The 22,366-nt window shown below is 59.6% G+C and carries 15 protein-coding genes; 5 read left to right on the top strand and 10 right to left on the bottom strand.

The window, feature by feature from the left end; all coding sequences use genetic code 11:
* Positions 1-291 precede the first annotated feature (291 nt).
* The 9 genes from VH599_12615 to VH599_12575 form a co-directional block, all read right to left on the bottom strand.
* Positions 292-1,122, bottom strand: a complete 831-nt coding sequence (locus VH599_12615; protein ID HEY7349148.1) for a sugar phosphate isomerase/epimerase family protein — start codon at positions 1,120-1,122, stop codon at positions 292-294.
* A complete protein-coding gene (locus VH599_12610; protein ID HEY7349147.1) occupies positions 1,123-3,135 on the bottom strand; it encodes a GMC family oxidoreductase N-terminal domain-containing protein in 2,013 nt (670 codons plus the stop codon).
* Between the two features lie 231 nt (positions 3,136-3,366).
* On the bottom strand, positions 3,367-5,202 hold the full coding sequence (locus tag VH599_12605; protein ID HEY7349146.1) for a S8/S53 family peptidase: 1,836 nt from the start codon (positions 5,200-5,202) through the stop codon (positions 3,367-3,369).
* 120 nt (positions 5,203-5,322) lie between these two features.
* A complete protein-coding gene (locus tag VH599_12600) occupies positions 5,323-8,346 on the bottom strand; it encodes a CHAT domain-containing protein (protein HEY7349145.1) in 3,024 nt (1,007 codons plus the stop codon).
* 7 nt (positions 8,347-8,353) lie between these two features.
* Complete coding sequence (locus VH599_12595) at positions 8,354-9,136, bottom strand: hypothetical protein (GenBank protein ID HEY7349144.1); 783 nt, start codon at positions 9,134-9,136, stop codon at positions 8,354-8,356.
* A 210-nt stretch (positions 9,137-9,346) separates the two neighbouring features.
* Positions 9,347-10,057 carry a hypothetical protein gene (locus tag VH599_12590; GenBank protein HEY7349143.1) on the bottom strand — a complete coding sequence of 237 codons (711 nt, stop codon included), beginning with the start codon at positions 10,055-10,057 and terminating at the stop codon, positions 9,347-9,349.
* A 123-nt stretch (positions 10,058-10,180) separates the two neighbouring features.
* A complete protein-coding gene (locus VH599_12585; protein ID HEY7349142.1) occupies positions 10,181-10,618 on the bottom strand; it encodes a hypothetical protein in 438 nt (145 codons plus the stop codon).
* Between the two features lie 94 nt (positions 10,619-10,712).
* Positions 10,713-12,020, bottom strand: coding sequence for an aspartate--tRNA(Asn) ligase (gene aspS, locus VH599_12580; GenBank protein HEY7349141.1), 1,308 nt, complete (start codon positions 12,018-12,020; stop codon positions 10,713-10,715).
* Positions 12,021-13,030: 1,010 nt separating this feature from the next.
* On the bottom strand, positions 13,031-14,722 hold the full coding sequence (locus tag VH599_12575; protein ID HEY7349140.1) for a hypothetical protein: 1,692 nt from the start codon (positions 14,720-14,722) through the stop codon (positions 13,031-13,033).
* Positions 14,723-15,080: 358 nt separating this feature from the next.
* On the opposite strand from VH599_12575, the gene VH599_12570 reads away from it, so the two are divergent.
* Positions 15,081-17,402, top strand: coding sequence for a xanthine dehydrogenase family protein molybdopterin-binding subunit (locus tag VH599_12570; protein HEY7349139.1), 2,322 nt, complete (start codon positions 15,081-15,083; stop codon positions 17,400-17,402).
* 105 nt (positions 17,403-17,507) lie between these two features.
* On the opposite strand, the gene VH599_12565 is transcribed toward VH599_12570, so the two are convergent.
* The gene (locus VH599_12565) at positions 17,508-17,942 is read right to left on the bottom strand and encodes a hypothetical protein (protein HEY7349138.1); all 435 of its coding nucleotides are present in this window, start codon (positions 17,940-17,942) and stop codon (positions 17,508-17,510) included.
* Between the two features lie 315 nt (positions 17,943-18,257).
* Between VH599_12565 and VH599_12560 the strand changes: the two genes are divergently transcribed.
* The 4 genes from VH599_12560 (at position 18,258) to VH599_12545 (ending at position 22,229) form a co-directional block, all read left to right on the top strand.
* Positions 18,258-19,235 (top strand): alpha/beta fold hydrolase, encoded by a 978-nt coding sequence (locus VH599_12560; GenBank protein ID HEY7349137.1) that lies wholly within the window; start codon positions 18,258-18,260, stop codon positions 19,233-19,235.
* Positions 19,222-20,421, top strand: a complete 1,200-nt coding sequence (locus tag VH599_12555; protein HEY7349136.1) for a class I SAM-dependent rRNA methyltransferase — start codon at positions 19,222-19,224, stop codon at positions 20,419-20,421. The genes VH599_12560 and VH599_12555 overlap by 14 nt, the downstream gene beginning before the upstream one ends.
* 100 nt (positions 20,422-20,521) lie before the next feature.
* A complete protein-coding gene (locus VH599_12550) occupies positions 20,522-21,235 on the top strand; it encodes a histidine phosphatase family protein (protein ID HEY7349135.1) in 714 nt (237 codons plus the stop codon).
* Positions 21,236-21,311: 76 nt separating this feature from the next.
* Positions 21,312-22,229: an NAD-dependent epimerase/dehydratase family protein gene (locus VH599_12545; protein ID HEY7349134.1), complete on the top strand. Its 918-nt coding sequence runs from the start codon at positions 21,312-21,314 to the stop codon at positions 22,227-22,229.
* Positions 22,230-22,366: the final 137 nt, after the last annotated feature.

The raw sequence follows: 22,366 nt of genomic DNA, 5'->3' as shown, positions 1-22,366 counted from the left end.
AACCAGAGGATCTGCCACTGACTGCGTGCAACGGGGTCGGAGGCCTTCCGGTAGCGCTGTTCTAAATCAGCCATCGGTAGGTGTTCAGCAAGCGTAAGACGTTTCGGCATACCTCTAGTATATACCAAGATTTGGTATTATACACTGGCGCATCTGGTACCCCTTGTACTCAAGGACACCAGGTGCGCCAGGTTTGTTTTGCAGCGAACGCTCGCGGGGTGCGCCACACCCTTCCCCGCCCGCGCCGCCAGGGACGGCGGCGGTACATGCGGTGTTCAGCAGGATTTGGCATTATGGCTTCAGGAGGCCATGCAGGAAGGCCAGACTGGTCTGTACGCGCGCCATATCAATAGTGCCATCTTGCTGAACGCCAGATGCTTCCAAGGTGATCGAGCCGTGAAAACCCTGCGCGGCCAGTCCCTTGAAGAAACTAGAAAAGTCTATGCTGCCCTCGCCTGGATGCAGGTAGCGCCGGAAGTTATTTGGCCCAAACATCTGCCCATCGTAATCCTTGATATGGACATGGCGAACGCGCCCATCCTGCCAGAGCCAGTCTGTTGCCAGGCTTTCTTCAAGCTGCTGATGGAAAGTCAGAAATTCGGTATCCAATGCTACCAGGCAGCGCCGATCTTGTTCTATGGCGCGGTAGACGTTGCTCAGCGGATCAGCGCGGACACAGGGAATGGTTTCCACCGCCAGTTCTAGCCCGGCGCTGGCGGCAAGGGCCAGGCAGGCGTCGAGCATCCCCAGGTTACGTTCAAGATGCTCATCTGAGTCTGGCAGACCCCAGAGGTGCAGGACGAGCAGCCTGGCCCCAAGCTGAGCGCCAAAGCGACAATTGATCGCCAGTCGCTCCAGCCCTTGCGCGCGTTCTTCCGCCAGGGGACTTCCCAGGGACGGGCCGATGCTTTTTTCTGCGTGGATGATGGGGAAACGCAGGCCAGAGGCCAGCAACTTAGCAGCGACGTGTTCGACTTCTGGATACCAGGCGCGAAAGAACATGATCTCCAGACCATCCACCTCAAGCATGGGTCCATAGTGGATGATGGAACGATAGGCTGTCTGATACGGTTCTCCAGCGATTGCTCCTGTTGAGCAAAAGAGCGGCCATCTTCTCTTCATTTATAGTACCGTCTTGATATACTGCGCTGTCCGGTGAGCAATGCTCATGATGGTCAGCATGGGATTCACGCCGGTGGCTGTCGGGAATGCGCTTGCGTCGGTGACGAAGAGGCCGCGCGCCTCATGCATTTCGTTGTGTTCGTTTATGACGGAGGTCTGCGGGTCTTGCCCCATGCGGCAACTGCCCATCTGGTGATAGGTAATCAGGCCAAAGTAGTTTGGGCGATAGCCGGTAGCTTCTACGCGGCGCAGGAAGTCGGCGCGGCTGCCCGATGCGCCGGGGCGGTAGCTGATCCACTGAGGCGACGGCGCGATGATCTCTTCGACATTGATGGCTTCTAGCACCTGGGTGGCCGCCTCAATCCCTTTGCGCATATGGGCGCGGTCATAAGGAGCCAGGCGATAGTCAATTATCGATTCGCCGCGCTTATCAATCGTCACCTGACCGCTTTCGTGGTCGCGCAGCAAAATGCCCAGGGGGACGATATGCCGATAGCGGCGCATCACGTCTTTATGCTGGCGGCCAGAGGTCCAGGGCATGCTGAGCGAGAGCGTGCCTGGGTGGATGGGTACCCACTCGAATCTGAAGCCGTAGCCGTCCTGAAGGTTGGCGAACTGCTCGGAATACAACGCTTGCAGCGGCCCACCGAATGGCTCAGCGTCCTCGCGCAGCACGCCCCAGACGCCAGTGGCCGGGTGCAGGCGCAGGTAGCGCCCGATGGCCGGATTGGTCAGGCCGGAGCGCAGGAGCAGCGCGGGCGTCTGGAGCGAGCCTGCGGCGGCAACTACGACTTTGGCCCGCACGGTCAGAGCGTGTCGCTCGCCAGAAGGGGTGGTGGCAGTGGCAGCCACGCCAACAGCCTGCCCTTGCTCGATCAAGATGCGGTCAGCGCGGCAGTTGACGATCATCTTCGCGCCTTGCTGATAGGCATCCTGCAAATAGGTGATAAGCGTGGATTGCTTGGCGCTGCGCTGGCAGCCAAACATGCAGTAGCCGCAGCCATGATCCTGTGGGCAGTTGCGTACATCGCGTGGCAGCCTGTCCACGTGCCAGCCGAGTTTTTCCAGGCCCTTGCTCATCAGTTCTTCGTGTCTGGAAGGCTTGCTCTGGTCGCGGTTGACGTTGATGCGCTGGGAGATGGCATCCATACTGTCGTCGTAGTCTCTGGTGGTGAAGGCGGGAAGCTTGTGCTTTGTGGCCCATTCCTCGCGCACGTCGTCGGGAGTGCGGAAGCTGGTGCAGTAGTTGACGACGGTGCCACCACCCAGGCAACTTCCAGCAACGAGCGTTACGCCTTGATCTCTGGTGGTCAGCGCGCCGCCGCCTAGATAGAGTTTCTGATAGCCTGCGCCTTCGTAGTGGATGAAATCGGATTCGTTATAATAACCGCCCATCTCAAGCACGATCACCGCTTTGCCCGCAGCCGCCAATTCGCCCGCTACTACTCCGCCGCCCGCGCCAGAGCCGATCACGACCACATCACAATCCAGGGTGGTAGCGGCGGTGATTTCGGTGGGTTTGATCGGCTTGGGTACGCTGGGAGGCGGGCTGAAAGGGCCAGGATAGTTAATAGCTTTCCAGGCAGGATTTTTGCCGTCTTCGCCAACAGCGGCGTAATAGGTGACAACTGCTGCGCGCTTGAGCGCCGCAAACGCCTGCCGCCGCATCTGCATGCCGCTGGCCGCCCAGCTTCGCAGCACAGCTTCGCGCTGATCCTGGTTGAGTGTGCGAAAGTGCGCAAACTGGCCGGAGAAGAGCAGGTTCACCAGCGGTTTATCCAGCAGGCCAAGCAATTGCCTCAATTGTGCGCGGGCCTCTTCGGGAAGCTGGGCAACAGTTGCGGCGATCAGGTCGGGGACTTTGAGGTCGCTGGCCGATGTCGCGTAGAAGCGATGGGGGTCGTCTTCTGCCTGGATGGCGGGAACAAAGGTATCGCAGATGGCGCGGAGGGTTGCAAATTCGCTTTCGCTAAAGATGGTCTGAGAGGCGGAGGTAAGTTCGGTGGTAGCCATCAAGGAAACTCCTTCCTTAGAACCTGAGCATGAGCATCTGAGCACGTGGATGGCGCAGATTGCATGATAGCCAGGAGCGTGGAGCTGATGGCAGCAGGATATACCCGGCAGGCGTGTCTGTCAATGGAGCGGAGAAGCTGACGAGCGTGGGCCGACGCTACGCCAGCACAGCGAGTGGCGCTACCGACAATAGGCCGCTGCCTGTAGCGCCATTCGCTGTGCCGCTGCTTCCTATTCTTCCGCTACTTCCAGAATAGGAGCCTGTAGCCGTTGGGAGTAGGGAGCGGAAGCCAGACCATTTAAGATGGCCTGGATGACCTGCTGCCCGTGCATGCCAGCCAGCACATGATGCGCTGCCAGCCCACTGGCGACGGCGGTGGCAAACGATGTCCCCGACCACCAGGCCCAGCCAGAGTTGTTTGAGCCGCCAGCGCCAGAATCATCTGCATTGAGCGGCGGATAGGTTGGATTCAGATAGAGGCTATGGACGGCATCGGGTGGGCCAGGTTGATTCGGCGATGTACCCAGATACCAGGCGAGCGTATCGCTGTCGTCGTTCGGCTCTTCGCCGCCAAAGGTGGCAATGCCGCTGCCCCAATGGTCTACATTGGCCTGGTTGGAATATGCGGCGGCTTGTTCGTGGCGGTTCACAGCTGCAACCCCCAGCACGTCCTCATAGCGAGCCGGATAGCGTGGCCCATGTGGCGGATTCTTACCTATCGAGTCGTTGCCAGCGGCGGCAACGATCACGACCCCTTTTTCCACCAGTGAGCGAATGGCAATACGCAGCCCCAGATGCAATTTTTCGAGGGTTTGCAAAGCATCAGCAAAAGGCGGCGCATCGCAGCAGCAGCCAGAGCCAAACCAGATTTGATGGAGTTCCTCCAGGGGTGGCAGCGCGCCCATGCTGAGATTCAACACGATCTGTTGTGTGTCCTGGCGCTGGCCCACTTCGTCGAGAGCATGCAAGAAAACGTTCATATCTCCCGCGCCATAGGGATTCTGGGTGCGCACCAGTTTTATCTCCGCTTGTGGGGCGATGCTGTAAATGATGCCCGCGATGAAGAGGCCATGATCAACCATATTATAGACGAAAGGCCGCCCCAGGTCATCCTGGCCCGCGCCGAACTGGTTGCCAGGCAGCATATAAGTGGGAATGCTCGTATCAATAAGCATCTTGCCTTGATTGAGATCGCCCACAATCTGCTTCAGCAACAGATTGTTTGCGTAATCTGGAACCTGCTGGGCGCGTGTGATGACCGCGTTGTTATCTCCGAGCGCGGTATCCAGAATGATGACGGTAACGTGTCCCGCTGGCTGCTGCTTGTTTTGCTGAACCAGAGCGGCAAAGTGCGGCTGCTTAAAAACCCAGGAGCCGCTGGGAGGGGGCGCGTCTGGGGACCACATCGGTGGCGCGCCTGGTCCAGTGGCTGGCTCTGGAATTTGCCCTGAGCCATATGTCAGCCAGTTCGGCATGGCGGCCAGGACGCGCAGCGCATTTTCTCCAGGGTTGCGCAGGTGCAGGTTCTGGTTGATGTGATCAACCGCTATCTGTACGCTGTCCCTCTGGTCTCCTCGGCGCTGGCGATGAGTGAGCAGGGTATAAAAGACGACAGCAATGCCTGTTGGGCCATTGCCAAAGGAATGAACGCCGGGAAGTCGGTTGGGACGACGCCTGTACTCAGCCTGCCACTGCTCCTCAAGCTCAACTTCCACCAGGGTTTGAGCAGAGGTCCGTCCAATCCGTCCAACCTCTATCCCCACCTGAACATACTTTTGCTCGGTAACTGTTTCTTCCGGCTCTGAGAGATCACGCTTTGCGCCCTGGCGTGAGAGTCGCTGGCCGCCAGCGTAAAAAGGAACAACGCTGATGCCGACTTCGCTGAGCAGCCGTTTCAGGCGGGCGCTGAGGGTTTGTAGCTGCTCCAGCGTTGGCGCCATTGGAGAACGAACCGTCACGGCCAGTTCGTTCGGAATCCAATAGAGCGGCTCAATGATGCGCCCATCGAGGGCTGGGAGAGCGCCTTTAAAAGCTGGATGCGCTGGCGGTCTGGGGCGATTCACCATAAAAGTCCTCCTGATACAAGGAACCTGGTTGCATTCACATAGCGCCGGGGTGTCGGTCTCTGTAAGCCACCTATCAAAGAAAACGATTTGTAAACAGCTATTTGCAGATGAAGGCGCTGCTTAGAGTGCGACGGGGTCGGAGGCGCCGAGCAGGCGGAAGGGCGCCCAGAAATACGGATGCTGCCAGGCAGCCGGGCTTTTGCCAGCACGAGCGTCTGCCAGAAGCGCCTGCTGGGCGCCACGCAGCGCGCCTGCCCGTGACTGCCCGGCCAGAAGCCCTTGATAAAAGCGTTCCATCAATAGAGCGGTGCTGGCATCTTCCACGCGCCAGAGGCTCATCAGAAGCGAGCGCGCTCCGGCGTAAAGAAAGCCGCGCCCCAATCCCAGAAGTTCATCGCCGCCACCGATGACAACCAGCCCGGTTTCGCAGCCGCTCAAGGTAATAAGCTCAGCGGGTAAATCCAGGTTGAAGACATCAATCATACTTAGTTGCCCATCGGCCAGTTGCAGATAGGAGAAGTCGGGCGCGTCGGCGCGATTCTGCCCATGCGCAGCAATGTGGATGATGTTGTAGCTCCCGGCTGCGCCGCTCAATCGCTCAATAGTTGCCTGCTCGTCGAGGAAAGGGCTTGCTCCCAATAAATGTGCGACGCTGTGTGCCTCGTGCAGCGCGTGGGGCAGCAGCCCGCCATGAGAGTGCCCCAGCACCAGAATGTTCCCCTGCCCATCGCTGGTGCGCGGTAGTGCTGCGCGCTGGCTCTCCTGGAGCGCGAGCATGGCAGCAGCGGGCAGATAGGCCACTTCGCACCGCTCGATCAGGTAGCCCACCTCGCTGTGCAGCGCATGAAAGGGCAGCAGATGGAGCAGGCCATAAGGCACGATGATGAGCCGTCCATCGGTTGGTATATGGATTTCAATGGGTTTCAGCAGGAGATCATAGAGTCTGCGGGCAAGGCCCTGGATATTGACGGTGAGCATGGGATCAATGTTTGCCCCGGCGGGCTGGCTCATGAGATGCTGAGCGACCAGATCAACATTGGTACGAAAAAGCGGGAGCATCCGGCTGATCCGATTGGCCGCGCCAGGAACATGCGTTATTTCAGTGCGGCGATGCCGGGCATGAAGGGTAAAGATGAGCAGATCATCGCCTTGAGTGAAGTATTCCAGCAGGACGCTGCCTTCTGGCATCAGGTCAGACAGGTGTTCAATTGAAAGTGGGCTATGGGCCTGATGCCCTCCTTGCCCAGTGGCAAAGAGGGTAAAGCGGGAACTCTCGTGTTGGAGATAAGCCCGCTCTAATAATTCGCTGATGGCCTGCTCGCGGCGGCGCTGCTCGGCCTTCTGCTGATTCAGGAGGGTGTTTTGTTGGGCTTTTTCTGTCTCAATGACATCGGTTGGCGCTCCTCTGGCTGCTGCTGCTTGCTCGGCAAGTGTGGAGCTTTGGACAGTCTTTTCCGTTAGAACTACTTGGGCGCTAGAGACATGCAGTTCCTGGCGCAGCCGTTGCAGTTCTTGCAAGAGGCGCGCTTCTTCGGGATCGCTTGCTTTGAGCCGAATCTCAGAGGAGCGCGTCAGATATTCGCGCAGCACTTGGGATTTCATGCGTTCCAGATACTCCAGCGCCCTGTTGGGGTTGCTGCGCTTCAGCGAGAGGCTGATCAGGGCGCTAAAAACATCTTCTTTGTCGGTCAAGAACGTGCTGCGCTGGTCGCGCACGAGCCAGGTCATCAAGCCTTCAAGTAAGGTGAGCGCGGCCTGATAGTGTTGCTCTGCTGCCTCCAGGTTCCCTTGCCGCTGCATTAATCGGCCAAGCAGGAGTTCACAGCCAAATTCCAGCCAGGGAATGTGAGCCTGCCGGGCTTCCTTCAGGGCTTTATTGCCTAGCTCTGCTGCCAGAACGACATTATCTGATAGTTCGTAGGCCCGCCCCTGGAGCAGATGAGCTTCAGCAATTAAATGTTCCATGTGATGAGCATAGAAGATGCTCATCGCTTCTTTAGCACTTTCGAGGGCCTGGGCTAGCTGGTCTCTTGACTGAATCAAAAGCTCAGCTACCGTGAGTATTGCTAACCCGGCTGAAGGAAGATTGCCAACACTTTCAAACTGCCGACGAGCTTCTTTCAGTGTCAGCAGTGCTGCTTCAGGTTTGTTGCAAGCTGCCTGCGCTCGTGCGAGATAGACAAGCATGGTGCCGAGTTCCGAGGTTTCATCCAACGTCTGACAGAGGGCAACCGCTTCTTCGGCCAGTTTGAGTGCTTCGACTGGGCGATTCAGGCGCAAAAGGCAATGGGCCATATCGGCATTCACAGCAGCGAGGGCGTTGGGAATAGCATGCTGCTGATAATATTCCCTTGCCTGATGGTAGAGATGTAAGGCTGCGCTATATTGGCCCAGACTCGCCCGTAACCAAGCCTGATTAAGATCAGCGGCGGCACCTGCGCGGAGCTGTTGCTGTGCAGCAAAGATGGCGCGAGCTTCCTGAAGACAGGTGATAGCGCCGTGTAAATCGCCCTGCATCTCTAAAACAAATGCTTTGTTTGTGAGCACCCGTGCTTTGCGGCTCAGCATATCGCCCGTTTCCCTGGAACTAATGATCAGCAGAATTCGGTCATAGGCTGCCAGGGCTTCCTGGTAACGCCCAACGCCTGACAAGGCAATTGCCAGATTCGTCTCCAGATCGGCGGCGCGTCCATACTCATCATGGGAGAGAAAAACCTCGCGTGCCCGCTCAACATGTTGAAGGGCTTGCTCAGCCAGGCCAATGCGCGAGGCGCAGAAAAGGTAGCTTATTCTGGTGCGCGCCCAGCCAATTTCATCGCCTGCCTTGAGGAAATCGGCTCCGGCGGTATCGAAGCAGTCGATGGCTTCGCGGTGGTGGCCCTGGAGCATGAGGACGTTGCCGCGCTCCAGCAGGCCCAGCGCACGATGGCGAGGGCTGCCTGTCCAATCAGCGAATGCCAATAGCTGATCGGCAATGATGAGCGACTGTTCCAGGTCGCGGGTCTCCTGGGCCTGGGCTTCGTCTTTGAGGAGTTGGGCGATGGTGTCCAGGTCATCTGCTGCGGGAGCATGCTCTGCGAAATAGCGTGTGATGGCCTCCCCTTGCAAGGGTAACAGGCCAGAGACAAATGTGTGAGCGTTCATTGACGGTTCATCCACTGAGTTCAAGCCCTTCGATGACCAGATCACCCTCTGGCAGCACAATAAGCAGGTCGAAACGGCCAGTGGGGACAGGGCTGAGGACAAAGTTGCCAAGATCGTCAATCTGTTCAGTGGCAAGGGGCGGCTTATCTGGAGCATCTGAAAGGAGCAGATGTATCTCTATGTTGCTGAACGCATCGGGCGGGGCCTCGGCGCGTGAAATCAGGCCAAGCAGCATGGAGCCACTTCCACCTGCTGGCGGAACAGCGCGATGCAGGGAGAGGGAGATCGTATCGAATTGATATTGGCGAGGCCAGCCTTCGTTGCCCTGGCTGCTGCTTCCACGGATGCCTGCCAGCGCCGCGCCTGCCGTGCGGTGCGGCAGCAGCCGCGCTACGAGGCGTTGGCGTGGGGGAAGTGGTTGAAGATTGGCTGCTGGGGATCGCAAGCCTGGTGCAGCTGCTGCCTGTGGGGCTGGACTCAGGAATTGCCGACTGATCTCCAGTTCCTCGGTGCAGTGTGGGCAGCGTTTGAAATGCAGGGCGAGCGTGTGGCGGCGCTTGCCGCGTAGTCGTCCCGCAGCGTAGTCGCTGATCTCCTGGGTAGTGGGGCAGTCCCAACGATAGAGTTTGGAGGTGAGCGCAGACATGAATCGTTGATATGACGCAGCCTGTTTGGCACAGGTCGGGCATTGGGCAAGATGCTGCCTGGCCTCAGCAGTCAAAGCATCGGAGTCTAAGGCAGCAGCGACCAGATCATCCTCATTGAGTATATGGGGGCTAGGACCATCCATTGTCGGGTACTCCTTTTCTCAAAATATGAGGAAGATACAACCCCTCGTAGAATCGCTACCTATGGCTGCCGTGGTGCCGACGGAGGCGCGTATCCTTCCTGGTAGAAAGCGCACTAGCGGCGCGGTGGCTAAACGCGCCCAGGTATCGCGCTCTCTCAGTATTGAGAAGAACGAGCCACTCCCGTTCTTTTTGCATCTGGTTTCTGAATATTATAGATCATCAGCCTCCACCCAGGCGCGCAGGGCGGGATTACGGCGCAAGCGATCAAGGACGTTGCGCGTCAGCCGGTATACCTCTTGCGCGGTAGGAAAATCTTGTGGAGCTATTCGTACCACGTCGCGCGGTTTGAGGTCAAGCACAAAGAGGAGATAGACCAGACGCTGTTCCCGCCGGTCTGGCAGGGCGCGCTCGATGACGGTCCAGAGTTCCTGAACCGACTGGCGCAAAGGTTCATCTACTGCTGTGTCGCTCATATCCTCCAGCGGCCCTTCGCGCGAGCGGGTCTTGAGTTGCCGCATTTCGTCCAGCACGACGCTGTTGAGACAACTACGCAGATAGGCGAGGACGCTTGCCAGTGTCCGAAAGTCAGGGGTGGTGGCCCCAGGAGAGGCAGTTGCCAGCCAGAACTTGCTGAAGGCGGCGCTCACGTAGGCATCTGGTTCTTCTTGATTTCGGAGCCGGCTGGCGCAGGGATGCTGACGCAGCCAGCCCAGCACTGTCCCGCTGAATTGATCGGCAATCAGTTTCCAGGCAAGCTCATCGCGCTGGTGGATGGCGCGTAGAAATAGCTCAAGGCAGTAGCGATCATCAGAAGGAACATGCTGGTGATAGTGCTGCTGCTCGACAGCGCACCGCTGGGCAAGCTGGACAGGGTTCCAGTGGGCCAGATCGTCTTGATCGAGACCTTTGAGCATCAACATATGCCTTCTTTTCTGCTGTGGGGTGCAAGCATAGCCGCTTGATTACAGGACAGAGCCTATCATATTGATACACAGGAGGTCAAGAGATTGTCTGGACGGCGCCCTGGAAGCCTTCACTCTTCGTTATCCTTCGCCTCTGCGCATATCGGCCAGCAGCGCGCCAATCCAGGAGCCGAAGATTCCGCCCAGGACACTGACCAGCAGGAAGGGCAGAGTGAAGCAGCCAAAGAAAAGCGCAGTGCCATTGCCAGCGTCTACCACCTGTACAGCGACGATCAGGAAGAGCGCCGCGCTGCCTAGCAATCCAGCCAGGGCGGCTGAGCCGCGCTTGCCGACCCAGGCGGAGGGTGAGACCAGGCCCGCCCCAAAGCCCAGCAAGAGCGCGGCTTGCATAAAGACAAAGATTTCCTGGGGGGTTGCAGGGGTGTCGTTCATGGGGGCATGCTCGAAGATCAACACCAGCAGCCCGACGCCCACGCCTACCAATCCGGCGGCCAGTGTCCACAACCAGAGCAGCCCCTTTTTCGCGCGGCTGTCTGTTCCTTGCCTTGAGGGTTTCATGGCTCGCTCTCATCTCCCTTCTGACAGGGTATCACGCTCTCTACAAAAGAGGATACCAGGCGCGCGCAACGTCTGGCATCCTTGTTCTGAGTGGTTAGGGTGTAAGCCGCGCAAGGTCGCGGGGGAAGAGTGCAGCCAGCTTGATGTTTGAGACGCCAGTAAGCTGCATCAACAAACGCTCCAGGCCGAAGGCAAACCCTCCATGTGGCGGCATGCCGTAACGGAACGCTTCGATATACGCCTCGAATGGTTCGATGGGCAAATGCGCTGCCTCCAGCGCCGCAATGTAATCGGCGTAGCGATGCAGGCGCTGCCCACCTGTAGCCAGTTCCATGCCCCGGAAGATCAAGTCGAATGAGTTGGAATATTCTGGACGCGATGGGTCTGGATGTGTATAGAATGGGCGTTTGCGCATCGGGTAGCCGATCACATACAGGAAATCGCTGCCGAATTGTTCACGCGCCCATTCGCCAAGTCGGCGCTCGTCCTGGGGCGAAAGGTCGGGTTCGCCACGCACGTCGGCGCCATGACGCTGGTAGATGAGTTCCTGGGCGTCGCTGAAGTGAATGCTGGGAATCTCGACAGGCACAGCGGGCAGCTTCGTCTCCAGTAGGGCTAGCTCGTCAGCATGGCGCTGTGCCAATGTTGTAAAGATGCTCGCCAGCAGGTCGCGTAAAAGCGCCATCACGGTATGATGGCTTTCGATAAAGCCAAACTCCACATCCAGGCTCACATATTCGTTGATATGGCGCGCGGTATCATGTGGCTCTGCGCGAAAGACTGGGCCAACCTCGAAGACGCGCTCGAAGACGCCCACCATGATCTGCTTGTAAAACTGCGGACTTTGTGCCAGATAGGCTGGCCGCCCAAAATAGTCGAGGCAAAAGACGTTTGCGCCGCTTTCGGTGGCGGAGGCAACGATCTTGGGCGTTTGTATCTCGGTAAAGCCTTGCTCTCCCAGGGCAGCCCGGAAGCCAGCCAGGACGCCTGCGCCGAGTTGAAGGATGGCGCGCCGCTCTGGATGGCGGTTTGTGACGACGGCATGGTCGAGGATGGTACTCTGGCTGGCCTTGACGGCGCGCTTGCTGATCGTTACCGGAGGCGCTTCAGTGACCGGCGCGATCAGCTTGATGGACAATTCGTGCAATTCACAGCCGCCAGGAGCCTGCGCATTGCTGACAACCAGCCCTTCGATTGCCAGAACAGTTTCTACGCCTGCCTCTTCTGCCAGGAGCGGCGCTAATTCAGCTTCGCTCTCTGCGACGGCCTGGATGGTCCCCCAGCCGTCACGAATGACGAGAAAGTTCACGGCTCCCAGGCGTCGGAGTGAATGGAGCCAGCCAGCGACAGAAACGCGCTCGCCCTGGTGTGCGCGAGCCTCAGTTGTGCGAATACGCTGCATGCAAATCCCTCCCTGTCTTCAGTGATGTTTGCCTGCCCTGGAGTGATTGGGAAGGGCGTCCTGGGCAGGCCAGGCAGGGCGTTAGACGCCTTCCCGAAGATCGTTGTCACGCATATCGTTGCTCCAGCTCTGTGCGAGCGACAAAAAGCCCTCGTCCGTTTGGAGGACGAGGGCGTACAGCCGTATCGTGGTACCACCACCATTTGCCCCAACGTGGGGCCTCAGCGGTTGATGCTTCTGTTCAAGGGGAAGCAAGAAACCATCGCGCGATAACGGGCGCTGCCGAAGCCAGTTACTATGGCGCAGCTAAGAATGCCTCACAAAACCGGCGGTTGGCCCCACCCCTGCCGCCTGGCAGGACGGCGCTACAACCCCGCCCCTGCTCGTGTGGAGGTTGTGTGAGGCGCTCTAAGCCAGTTCACTGGTTGGCTCAGGGGGGTCATTCGAGAGGAGCAGCGGCGCTGTTCTCAGCCAGGACATCGCTCTCTGAACGCTGTGTAGCCTCCGAACCCGTCCCCATCACAGCCGTTTCTTTCTTGTAATGTGACTCTATCACACCGGCCAACAAAACGTCAAGAAGAAATTACTTGCAAAAAGACGGCAGCAGTGCGGGCGTGGAAACACTGCTGCCGTTTTTGTCTTCTGTTTCATTCCGGTTGGTTCTGGATAGAGATACGCTTCTTACAACTGAGCGCCGGTGGCGCTTCGTCGCCCGGTTGGGCAGGCGTTTCTGCCTCATGCTCGTCTGGTGCGGTGTGTTTGGGCCGCAGCGCAGTACGACATAGATGTCCCTGGCGCGAGGTTGCGCCCCGGTGTCTTATCAGCCGAAGCTCTCATCTATCGGCGTCCGTTGGGCATAGAGCCGCCGGGCGCTTTCCTGCTCCTCACCGACTTGGTGCTTCTCTTTTGCGCTGCGTATAGCACGCCGTTGTGCTTTGCAGGAGGCAAGAGATGAGCGTTGTTCGCACTAAAAAAGATGCGCTACTGGGCCGATATTGTGTTCTTGTGCGTTATGCCCAATCATCGAATGAGAGGGCGGGGGATGCCTGGTGATATTCGGCTGGGATGTCCCATTGCTCTTCTGCCCAGGACGCGCGATGCTGCGCGATGGCTGGGAAGATGGCTCTGGCAACCTCTTCATGGACGCTGATGATGTCGCCATCACCAGCCATGATGACGACAGTTTGCTCTTCAGGGATATGCACGAGCGTTTCATGCCCGCTTGCCTGGCCGCTGACCGCTTTTTGATGGAAGAAGCGAGCGGCGCGGGCGGTATCCCAGAGCATAGGCGCTCCACCCAGGGGCTGACCGGTTCGCCCGTGATAACGGTGCAGCAGAATACGGGGTTCGCGGTTCGGCCCGACGGCGATCAATTGATGGGCAACAATCGTGACGGGTTCTCGCGCGGCCTCTGCGCTCGCTGCTGCGGGGGCAGGCTCTTCTGCTGGCGCTTCCTCTGCCTCAGCGGCAGGTTCGGCTTCAGCGGCGGCTTCTTCCGCTGCGGGCGCTTCGGCCACTGCCTCTGCTTCCTCTGCCTCTGCTGAAGGAACCTCAGCTTCGGCCTCTGCTTCTTGGGCGGCTTCGGTCTGGACCTCGGCCTCCTCTATTGCCTCTTGAGCGGCCTCGGCGACGGCTTCGGCCTCAGCTACCACTGCTGTTTCTTCAGCGATGGCTTCGGCTTCAGCAGTTACCTCGGCTACCTCTTCGGCTTCTTCCTCAGCTTCGACCTCGGCTACTGCTTCGGCTTCTTCCTCAGTTTCGGCTACAGCCTCGGCTGCCTCCTCGACTTCAGCCGCTGCTTCGGCAGACTCGGCTTCCATCTCAGCCGCTGCTTCCGGGGCGGCTTCCGCTTCGGCCTCGGCGTGTGCCTCCTCGGCTGCCTCTATCGCTTCCCTGATTTCTGCGATGGCCTCCTCAAAGACTTCAGCCGCTTCCTCCAGTGTTGCAGCCTCGGCAGCCGCTTCGGTTTCGGAGACAGGAGCTTCGGCCTCCTCAGCCGCAGGAGTTTCTTCAGCCGCCGCAACGGCTTCAGCCTCCTCAGCCGCAGGCGCCTCCTCGGCTGCTTCAGCCGCTTCGGCTTCTGCCGCAGGGGCTTCCGCTTCAACTTCGGCAGCCTCAGCTTCCGCAGGGGCTTCCTCCATAGCAGATACTTCAGCCACTGCTTCGGCAGCTTCCTCAGCCGCTGCTGCTTCTTCGCTCGCTTCGGCGGCTTCAGCTTCCATGCTGGGCGCTTCCGCCTCTGCGGCTGCGCTCTCTGCCTCAGCTACCGCTGCTGCTTCTTCGGCTGCTGGCTCTTCGGCAGCCTGTTCCTCTGTTGCTTCAGCGGCCTCGCTGGGTTCCGCTTCAGCGCCTTCGGGTTCAGCATGGGATTCTTCGTCTGAAGACGCATCGGCGGGCAGTTCGTCCGCGAGTTCCGCTAATGTTTCTGATTGTTCGTCTTCGCCACTTGCAGCGGCGCTGACAACGAGGACGTTGGCTTCAGCTTCATCGGGCGCTTCCTGCTCACCGCTCTCTGCGCTCGCTGCCTCCTCTGCCGTCGCCTCAGGACGATCTATTTCTAGCTGCTCCGCATGCTCCCCAGCCTCATCCACGACCACTTCGGCCTGCCCCTCCGCTCCGCTGTTATCCGCCAGCACGGCTACCTCTATCTTGGTATCCGCTGTGCTTTCCTGTGCATCCTTCTCTGGATTTTTGCTGGCCATTGCCGCATTCCTTTCCTGCGTTGCAGGCAACAGTATGTTCAATAGAGGCGAAGCGTGCCGCGCTCAAGGCGGCGCGTGATCCTTTTCCACGCCCTGACCGCGCGCTGCCCCCCAGGTCCGTCCGAGGCTTGCGCGTCTGCTTCGGGCAAAATCTTAGCAGAGCTACTGAGCAAGCACAAGGGGGTAATTTGGCGGCCAGATTGCGCCCATTTACGGGCAACCGCAAGAAACGCTGGCAATAGTGTCAGTTCTTGCAGTAGAATGAACTGCTAGCGATCACCCGAAGTCATGGACTACAATGCCTTCTGTCAAGGAAAAAAGACAGGCAATTTTTGGTAAAGTGAGGAACAAGCGCAACATGCCAGAGTATACCTACCTTGGACATTCTGTGCGCCGGGTTGATGGGCCAGAAAAGCTCACGGGGCAGACCCGCTATACCGCCGATCTCCCTCTTGATGGGCTGCTGTATGCTCGCCCGATTCTCAGCCCCTATGCGCACGCGCGCATTCGCAGCGTTGATAAGAGCGCCGCGCTGGCGCTCCCTGGCGTCTTTGCTGTGCTGACGGCTGATGACCTGCCGATGACCCGCAGCAGAGAGGATGAATCCTCGCGCCATCGCTCGCCGCTGGCTCATGACTATGTGCTGTTCCGGGGGCAGCCGGTAGCAATGGCCCTGGCTTCTGATCCGGCGGTTGCCCAGGATGCGGCTGATCTGGTGGCTATTGATTACGAGCCGCTGGCCGCTGTGAGTGATCCGCTGGTGGCTATGCTGCCTGGAGCGCCACCTGTGCATCCGCACCTTTCACATGAGGCTGCCGATGCCGAAGCCGGGATGCACGCTGCTGTGGCGCAATCCGAGGACGCGGACGCCGAAAAAGAAGACCTCTCCGTCAATGTTGCTTCTCATCCGCGTTTCAAGCGCGGGGATGTAGAAGAAGGATTCCGCGAGGCTGATGTGGTGCTGGAAGAGACCTATCGCACGAGTATGGTTCATCAGACCTACATAGAACCGCAGGCGGTGGCAGCGGCGATAGACCCGCTGGGCCAGGTGACGGTGTGGGCAAGCACTCAGGCGATGTTTTACGCGCGCTCTGAGGTTGCTGCCGCGCTCAAACTTCCAGAGCATCAAATACGGGTGGTGGCGATGCCGGTAGGTGGTGGTTTTGGCGGCAAGTTTATTCTGCTGGAGCCGCTGGTGGCTGCGCTGGCGGTGGCGGTGCGCAAGCCGGTGCTGCTTAGCTTTACGCGCAGCGACGATTTTCTGGCGGGCAATCCTGCACCACAGAGCATCATTACGATCAAGGCGGGGGCAAAACGCGATGGCACGCTAACGGCGCTTCAGGCTCGGCTGGTCTTTGACGCCGGAGCGTATCCTGGCGCGCCTGCTGGCATCGCGGCTATTATGGTTGGCGGCTATTATCGCTGCCCCAATCTCGACCTGCGCGGGTATGAGGTGCTTACCCATAAGCCAGGATCAGGGGCTTATCGCGCGCCTGGCGCGCCACAAGCGACCTTTGCCATCGAATCACATATGGACGCTCTGGCGCACGCGCTGGGGCTGGACCCGCTGGAGTTTCGCCTGCACAACGCGATTGTCGAGGGCGATAAGCGGCCTGACGGCCCGGCCTTTCCAGCGATTGGCCTGCGCCAATGTCTGGAGAAGGTTGCTGAGCATCCGCTCTGGAAGAATCGCCGCGCCAATGAGACCGACGCGCTGGGCCGCAAGATTGGGGTCGGTGTGGCGGTGGGTGGCTGGCCCGGTGGTCTGGAGCCTGCTTCGGCTGCCTGCCGTATGGATGGTGATGGCACGCTGACCTTGGTGGTGGGGTCGGTGGACCTTACCGGCTCGGATACGACGCTGAAGCTGATTGCCGCTGAAATCCTGAACCAGTCTCCTGAATCAATTCGCCTGGTGCATGCCGATACCGACGCCTCCCCGTTTATGGGGGCAACGGGCGGCAGCAAAGTGACCTATACGCTTGGGGCTGCTGTCAAACAGGCCGCCGAAGATGCTCGCCGCCAGATTCTGGACATTGCCGCAGACAGGCTGGAAGCCGCGACGGGCGATCTAGAACTGCTGCCAGGGCGTGTTCAGGTGCGCGGCGCGGCTGCGCGGGGCATCGATCTCAGCGATATTGCTACCCAGACGATGAGCTTTGGCGCACGTTATGAGCCGGTCTTTGGACGTGGCTCGGTGGCGATCACAGGTGGCGCGCCGATGTTCACAGCGCATGTAGCACGGGTGGCGGTGGACTCTGAGACTGGGCAGGCATCGGTGCTGGAGTATGCGGCGGCGCAGGATGTCGGCTTTGCTATCAACCCTGCCGAAGTGGAGGGGCAGATGATGGGCGGGATTGTGCAGGGGTTGGGCTGGGCGCTCTACGAGCAGATGCTCTACGATCAGCAGGGCCAGTTATTGAACAGCAGCTTCATGGAATATGCCATTCCGGGCGCGAGAGTTGCGCCGAAGATTGATACGATGCTGGTTGAGGTGGCTTCGTCGAATGGTCCCTTTGGGGCGAAGGGCGTTGGCGAGCCACCAGTCATTCCGGGGGCTGCTGTGATTGCCAACGCTATTGCCAATGCCACTGGCGCGCGGGTGACGCAGATTCCGATGACACCGGAGCGCGTTTTCCAGGCGCTTCATAACGGCAGCGGCAATACAAGCGGCAATATATGATTCTGTAAATCTGCATGCGGCATGGGCAGCGCGCTCACCAGTTGCAGCGCCACCTTTCAGGTAGCAAATCGCCTGAAAGGTGGCGCTGCAACTGGTATCCTACTTCTAGCGGCCAGGCGTGACGCCGCGCGCGAAGGCTCGGGCATTTTCCCAGACATCGTTCAGGGAATAGCTGCCTTTATGGATATAAGTAAAGTAGAGTGAATCCAGGGCCATGCGGCGCATATCATGGGTGGCAAGCGCGGAGAGTTTCCAGGTGCGGCGCTCGCGCTCGATGACGGCTTGTGTGTAGGCAATAAGGGGGTCGCCAGGGAAGACATCCGCGCGCAGCCATGCCCAGGTGCGCGCTACCCGGCGGGCGCCGGCTTCGCTGTAGTATCCATTCATGCCCGCGCAGGTGCGGGCCACGCTGGTGGCAAGTATATCCAATTGCGAGAGTGGCAATTGCCAGCCAAAGGCGGCATATTCTGACTGGATGATGGCCTGAAGTCGCGCGAATTGTCGCTCTGTGAGACGAAAAGCCGAACCAGCACGCGGCATTGTTTTCTCCTCTTGCCCCTCCAGACTCAATCCTTGCCGACCAACCCTCAACCCTTATTCGGTGCCAGCATCCTAGCATATCACTATCAGGCCGTCAAGGGGCTTCTCGAAGCTTGGGAGTGGCTAATTAAGTAGAGGCAAGCGTCCGCAATAGGCTGGATGGGACAGATACAGGCGTTGGCGGTGATTGTAGTAGTACACAAAGAAACGCACCGCGCGTTGGAGCGCCGCCAGGGACCGACTAAAACGGGGGTGGCGAAAGGGAAGGAGCAATGTTAGAATAGGGGCATGAAACAGCCAAAGTGAGGATGAGGTATGACCGCTTCGTTGCCATCAGAGGCGTTTCCTGGTCGGCTGCTGGGGGAGCAAGATCGGGCGACGTTTTATTTTGAGGCCGGGCCGCTGGACGGCCAGCCGGTCTTGTTCGTGCATGGGTTTGGGGGGACGGCGCGTAATTTTACGCTGAATATTGGGCCGCTGGAGCAGGCGGGCTTTCGCGTGGTTGCGCCTGAATTATGGGGCATGGGCCGCTCGGCAAAGCCGCATGGGCGCTATAGCCTGGACCGCTGGGTGGACCAATTGATCGGCCTGATGGATAGCCTGGGCATGCAGCAGACTTTTGTAGTGGGGCATTCGATGGGCGGCGCGGTTGCGGTGCGGCTGGCGCGCCGCTGCCCGGAGCGCGTGGCAAAGCTGGTGTTGGTGGCGCCGCTGGGTTTTGGAGCGAAGCGCGATGTGCGCCTGATGCGCCTTGCGACTCTCCCAGGAATGGCCCTGATTGTCGCCGGTTTGCGCTTTCGCCGCCCCAGGCCAGAGGGAGTGAAGCTGCCCTGGCGCCGTGTTTTGACGCCATCCGGCTTCTCGGCTGCGCTTGCTCGCTATCGCTTTCAGCCACCTACGCGAGAGGAGCTGATCGAACGCGCCAACTGGCGCTTCGCCGGACGGGCCAGCCCGGAGGGCGCGCTGGCCTGGGCCGATAGCGCGCATCTGCTGTTTCAGCAGCAAAACATGGTGCGGGGTCTGGTGCGAACGGGCCGCGCCGTTGTGGGTTTGATCGGCGGGACCGATCAGCGGGTGCGCAAAGATTACGCGGAACTGAAGCTGCCGACACTGGCGATCTGGGGCGAAGAGGATAGGACGGTACCAACGCAGGATTCGGAGACGCTGCGGGCGCTGCGCGCCGACGCGCGGCTGGAGGTGTATGCTCAGTGCGGGCATCATCCCTATTTAGAGGCGACTGATCAGTTTAACGAGATGTTAATAGCCTTTTTGGGGAGCCATGAAACTTCCTGAAATAACCTTACCTTCGGCGCTGAAGCCCCGGCTGGCAGCGGGCCACCCCTGGGTGTATCGCAATCAGATTGACGCGCCTCCCTCGCTGCCTTCTGGCGCGTGGGTGCGCGTGCGCTGCGGGGGCTTCAGCGCCTATGGCCTCTGGGATGCCAGAAGCCAGATTGCGCTGCGCCTTTTTTCGCCGCGCCAAGTGCCTGATGCTGCGTGGCTGCGCGGGCGGGTGCAGCGCGCCTGGGAACTGCGCGCGCCGCTGCGCGAGCAGCGAATCAGCGCCTATCGCTGGATATTTGGCGAGGCCGATGGGCTGCCCGGCGTGACGGTTGATCTGTATGGCGCGTTCGCGGCCCTGCATACCTATTGTGAGAGCGCGGAGGCGCTGCTGCCCTGGCTGACCGATGGGCTGCGAGCGGCGGCTCCGCTGCGGGGGATTGTGCTGCGGAGGAAAGCGCCTGCCGCCGCAGGTGCAAGCGCGGAGGATGAGCCAGAAGCAGTGGGCAAGATCGAGCGGCTGTGGGGCGCGCTGCCCCCACGCGATCTGATCGTTGAGGAGCATGGGCTGCGCTTCCATGCCAACCTGTTTGTTGGGCAGAAGACGGGCCTCTTTCTGGACCATCGTGAGAACCGACGCTTTTTAGAAGGCTGGTGCGCGGGGCGAACGGTGTTGAACTGCTTCTCGTATACCGGCGCGTTTTCGCTGTACGCGGCGCGCGGCGGGGCAAGCGCCATCACGAGCTGCGATGTTGCCTCGGCCAGCGCCAGCGAAGCAGCGGCCAACTTTGCCCTTAATGGCTTTGATCCCGACAGCTACGAGTTTCTGGTAGAGGATTGCTTTGCCCTGCTGGCGCGCTTTGCCCGCGAGGGGCGGCTGTTTGATCTGGTGATTCTGGACCCGCCGAGCTTCGCGCACAGCAAGAAGCATCTGCACGCGGCATTGCGCGGCTATATCCGCCTGCATCAGTTGGCGCTGCGCTGCGTGCGGCCAGGGGGGCTGCTGGCGGCGGCAAGCTGCACGAGTTACGTATCGCCTGATATGTTCAAGGAGACGCTGAGCCAGGCGGCGGCCAGCCTGGGCAGGCGCTTCCTGATTTTGCACGAAGCGGGGCAGCCGCTCGATCATCCTGTTCCGGCGCATTTCCCGGAGGGCCGCTATCTCAAGTTTGTGCTTGGTACAGCAGAGGAGGTTTGAGCGCGGTTGATCTGGGCGCTCGTCTGTTGCTATCATCTAGGATGAATCTGCTGAAATCCTGACGCTAATCTATCCCTGACGCTAAAAGGAGCGATAACGTTTGAGCAGTGCTGAAACGCCGATTGAGCAGCCATTTTTGAGTCGTAAGTATGGGGCGACTGAAATCTTTCTGATTCGTCATGGGGACGCCTTGCCAGCGGGCGACGAGATTGTGCCGGGGGGGACGTATGACGAGCAGCCGCTAAGCAGCCTTGGTCGGCAGCAGGCTGAGGCGCTGGCTGCCCGGCTGAAGGAGACGCCCTTCGATGCGATCTACAGCAGCCCTTATCGCCGGGCGCGCGAAACCGCCGAGGCGCTGGCGCGGGCGCAGGGTCTGGAGGTAGGGATTGAGCCGGAGGTGCGCGAGATTCGCCTGGGCAAGATTGGAGATGGGTTGCCTCAAGGGGTGTCGCCGGATGCCTACGCGGCTGCTCTGCGCGAGCGGTTGAATACAATTGTGCGCATGGTGGCGCGCTCTGGCTACTGGTCTTCGATTCCGGGGAGCGAGCCGGGCAGTGAGTTCCGCGCGCGGGTGCTGGCGGCGATTGATGGCCTGGCGGCGCGCCACGTGGGGCAGCGCCTCGCTGTCTTTTCGCATGGCGGTGTGATTAACACCTACCTCGCTGTGACACTGGGGCTGGAGCGCGATTTCTTTTTCCCGGTGGTTAATACCTCGGTGAATGTGGTGCGTGTGAAGGATGGCATGCGTGTGCTGCTGGGGCTGAATGACATCTGCCATCTGCGCGACGCTGGATTAGTACGGCTGGCAGATTAGCAACGCCGCCTCTGACGTCGGCGCTGCACGCAGGCGACACAGACTAAAAGGCGAATTTTTTTTGGGAGGCGCATTGATGGCTGATCCTGAAATAAACGTCGTAACCGGAGCGTTTAGCTTCACCGGCAAATATCTGACAGAACGCCTGCTGGCAAAGGGCAAGCGGGTTCGCACGCTGACCGGCCACCCCCATAGCCCCAACCCGTTTGGCGATCAGGTGACCTCGTTCCCCTATCACTTTGATGACTTTGGCGCGCTGGTGAAAAGCCTGGAAGGGGCCAGCACGTTTTATATCAGCTACTGGATTCGTTTTGCGCATGGGCCGATGACGTTTGATCGCGCTGTCGAGAATACCTGGACGCTCTTTCGGGCGGCCAAAGAGGCTGGCGTGCGCCGCGTGGTCTATATCAGCATCTCCAATCCTTCAGAGGATTCTTCCCTGCCCTATTTCAAGGGCAAGGCCGGGCTGGAGCGCGCGCTGATGGAGTCGGGGCTGTCCTACGCGATTCTGCGGCCAACGGTGCTGTTTGGGCCGGAGGGGATTTTGATCAACAATATCGCCTGGCTGGTGCGACGTTTCCCACTGTTTGCTATTATGGGGGCAGGCGATTATCAGCTTCAGCCTATTTACGTAGAAGACCTGGCTGATCTGATGGTGAAGGTTGGCGAGCAGCAAGAACCGGTGCTGATGGACGCTGTTGGCCCGGAGACCTATCGCTTTGATGATCTGGTGCGCCTGGTGGCGCGAACATTGCATCGCAAGGCCAGGCTCGTGTACATCAGCCCTGGGCTGATGCTGGCGATCAGCAAAGTGATGGGTTTGCTGCTGGGCGATGTGATTTTGACACGCGATGAGATCAGGGGGCTGATGGCGAATCTGCTCATTTCTGCCCAGCCTCCAACTGCGCCGACGCGCCTGAGCGATTGGTTGGCGGCGCACGCGGATGAAGTGGGGGCGAAATATGCCTCCGAGTTGCGCCGTCACTATCGCTGATCGCGCTCGCTTGCCGTTTCTGAAAGCTTGCCGGGCCGAGGCAAGCGGCCCTTCTTAGAGCGCCTCACACACCCTCCGCACGAGCAGGGGCGGGGTTGGAGCGCCGTCCTTCCAGGCGGCAGGGGTGGGGCCACCCG

It is taken from the genome of Ktedonobacterales bacterium, from assembly GCA_036557285.1.
GTDB lineage: Bacteria > Chloroflexota > Ktedonobacteria > Ktedonobacterales > DATBGS01 > DATBHW01.
Note: the sequence above shows the minus strand (reverse complement) of the source record. Positions and strands in the feature narration are given on the sequence as shown.

Bases quoted from the DNA above. Each gene is read 5' to 3' on its own strand.
- VH599_12615 (HEY7349148.1), bottom strand. From the start codon at position 1,122: ATGAAGAGAAGATGGCCGCTCTTTTGCTCAACAGGAGCAATCGCTGGA.
- VH599_12610 (HEY7349147.1), bottom strand. From the start codon at position 3,135: ATGGCTACCACCGAACTTACCTCCGCCTCTCAGACCATCTTTAGCGAA.
- VH599_12605 (HEY7349146.1), bottom strand. From the start codon at position 5,202: ATGGTGAATCGCCCCAGACCGCCAGCGCATCCAGCTTTTAAAGGCGCT.
- VH599_12600 (HEY7349145.1), bottom strand. From the start codon at position 8,346: ATGAACGCTCACACATTTGTCTCTGGCCTGTTACCCTTGCAAGGGGAG.
- VH599_12595 (HEY7349144.1), bottom strand. From the start codon at position 9,136: ATGGATGGTCCTAGCCCCCATATACTCAATGAGGATGATCTGGTCGCT.
- VH599_12590 (HEY7349143.1), bottom strand. From the start codon at position 10,057: ATGTTGATGCTCAAAGGTCTCGATCAAGACGATCTGGCCCACTGGAAC.
- VH599_12585 (HEY7349142.1), bottom strand. From the start codon at position 10,618: ATGAAACCCTCAAGGCAAGGAACAGACAGCCGCGCGAAAAAGGGGCTG.
- aspS (HEY7349141.1), bottom strand. From the start codon at position 12,020: ATGCAGCGTATTCGCACAACTGAGGCTCGCGCACACCAGGGCGAGCGC.
- VH599_12575 (HEY7349140.1), bottom strand. From the start codon at position 14,722: ATGGCCAGCAAAAATCCAGAGAAGGATGCACAGGAAAGCACAGCGGAT.
- VH599_12570 (HEY7349139.1), top strand. From the start codon at position 15,081: ATGCCAGAGTATACCTACCTTGGACATTCTGTGCGCCGGGTTGATGGG.
- VH599_12565 (HEY7349138.1), bottom strand. From the start codon at position 17,942: ATGCCGCGTGCTGGTTCGGCTTTTCGTCTCACAGAGCGACAATTCGCG.
- VH599_12560 (HEY7349137.1), top strand. From the start codon at position 18,258: ATGACCGCTTCGTTGCCATCAGAGGCGTTTCCTGGTCGGCTGCTGGGG.
- VH599_12555 (HEY7349136.1), top strand. From the start codon at position 19,222: ATGAAACTTCCTGAAATAACCTTACCTTCGGCGCTGAAGCCCCGGCTG.
- VH599_12545 (HEY7349134.1), top strand. From the start codon at position 21,312: ATGGCTGATCCTGAAATAAACGTCGTAACCGGAGCGTTTAGCTTCACC.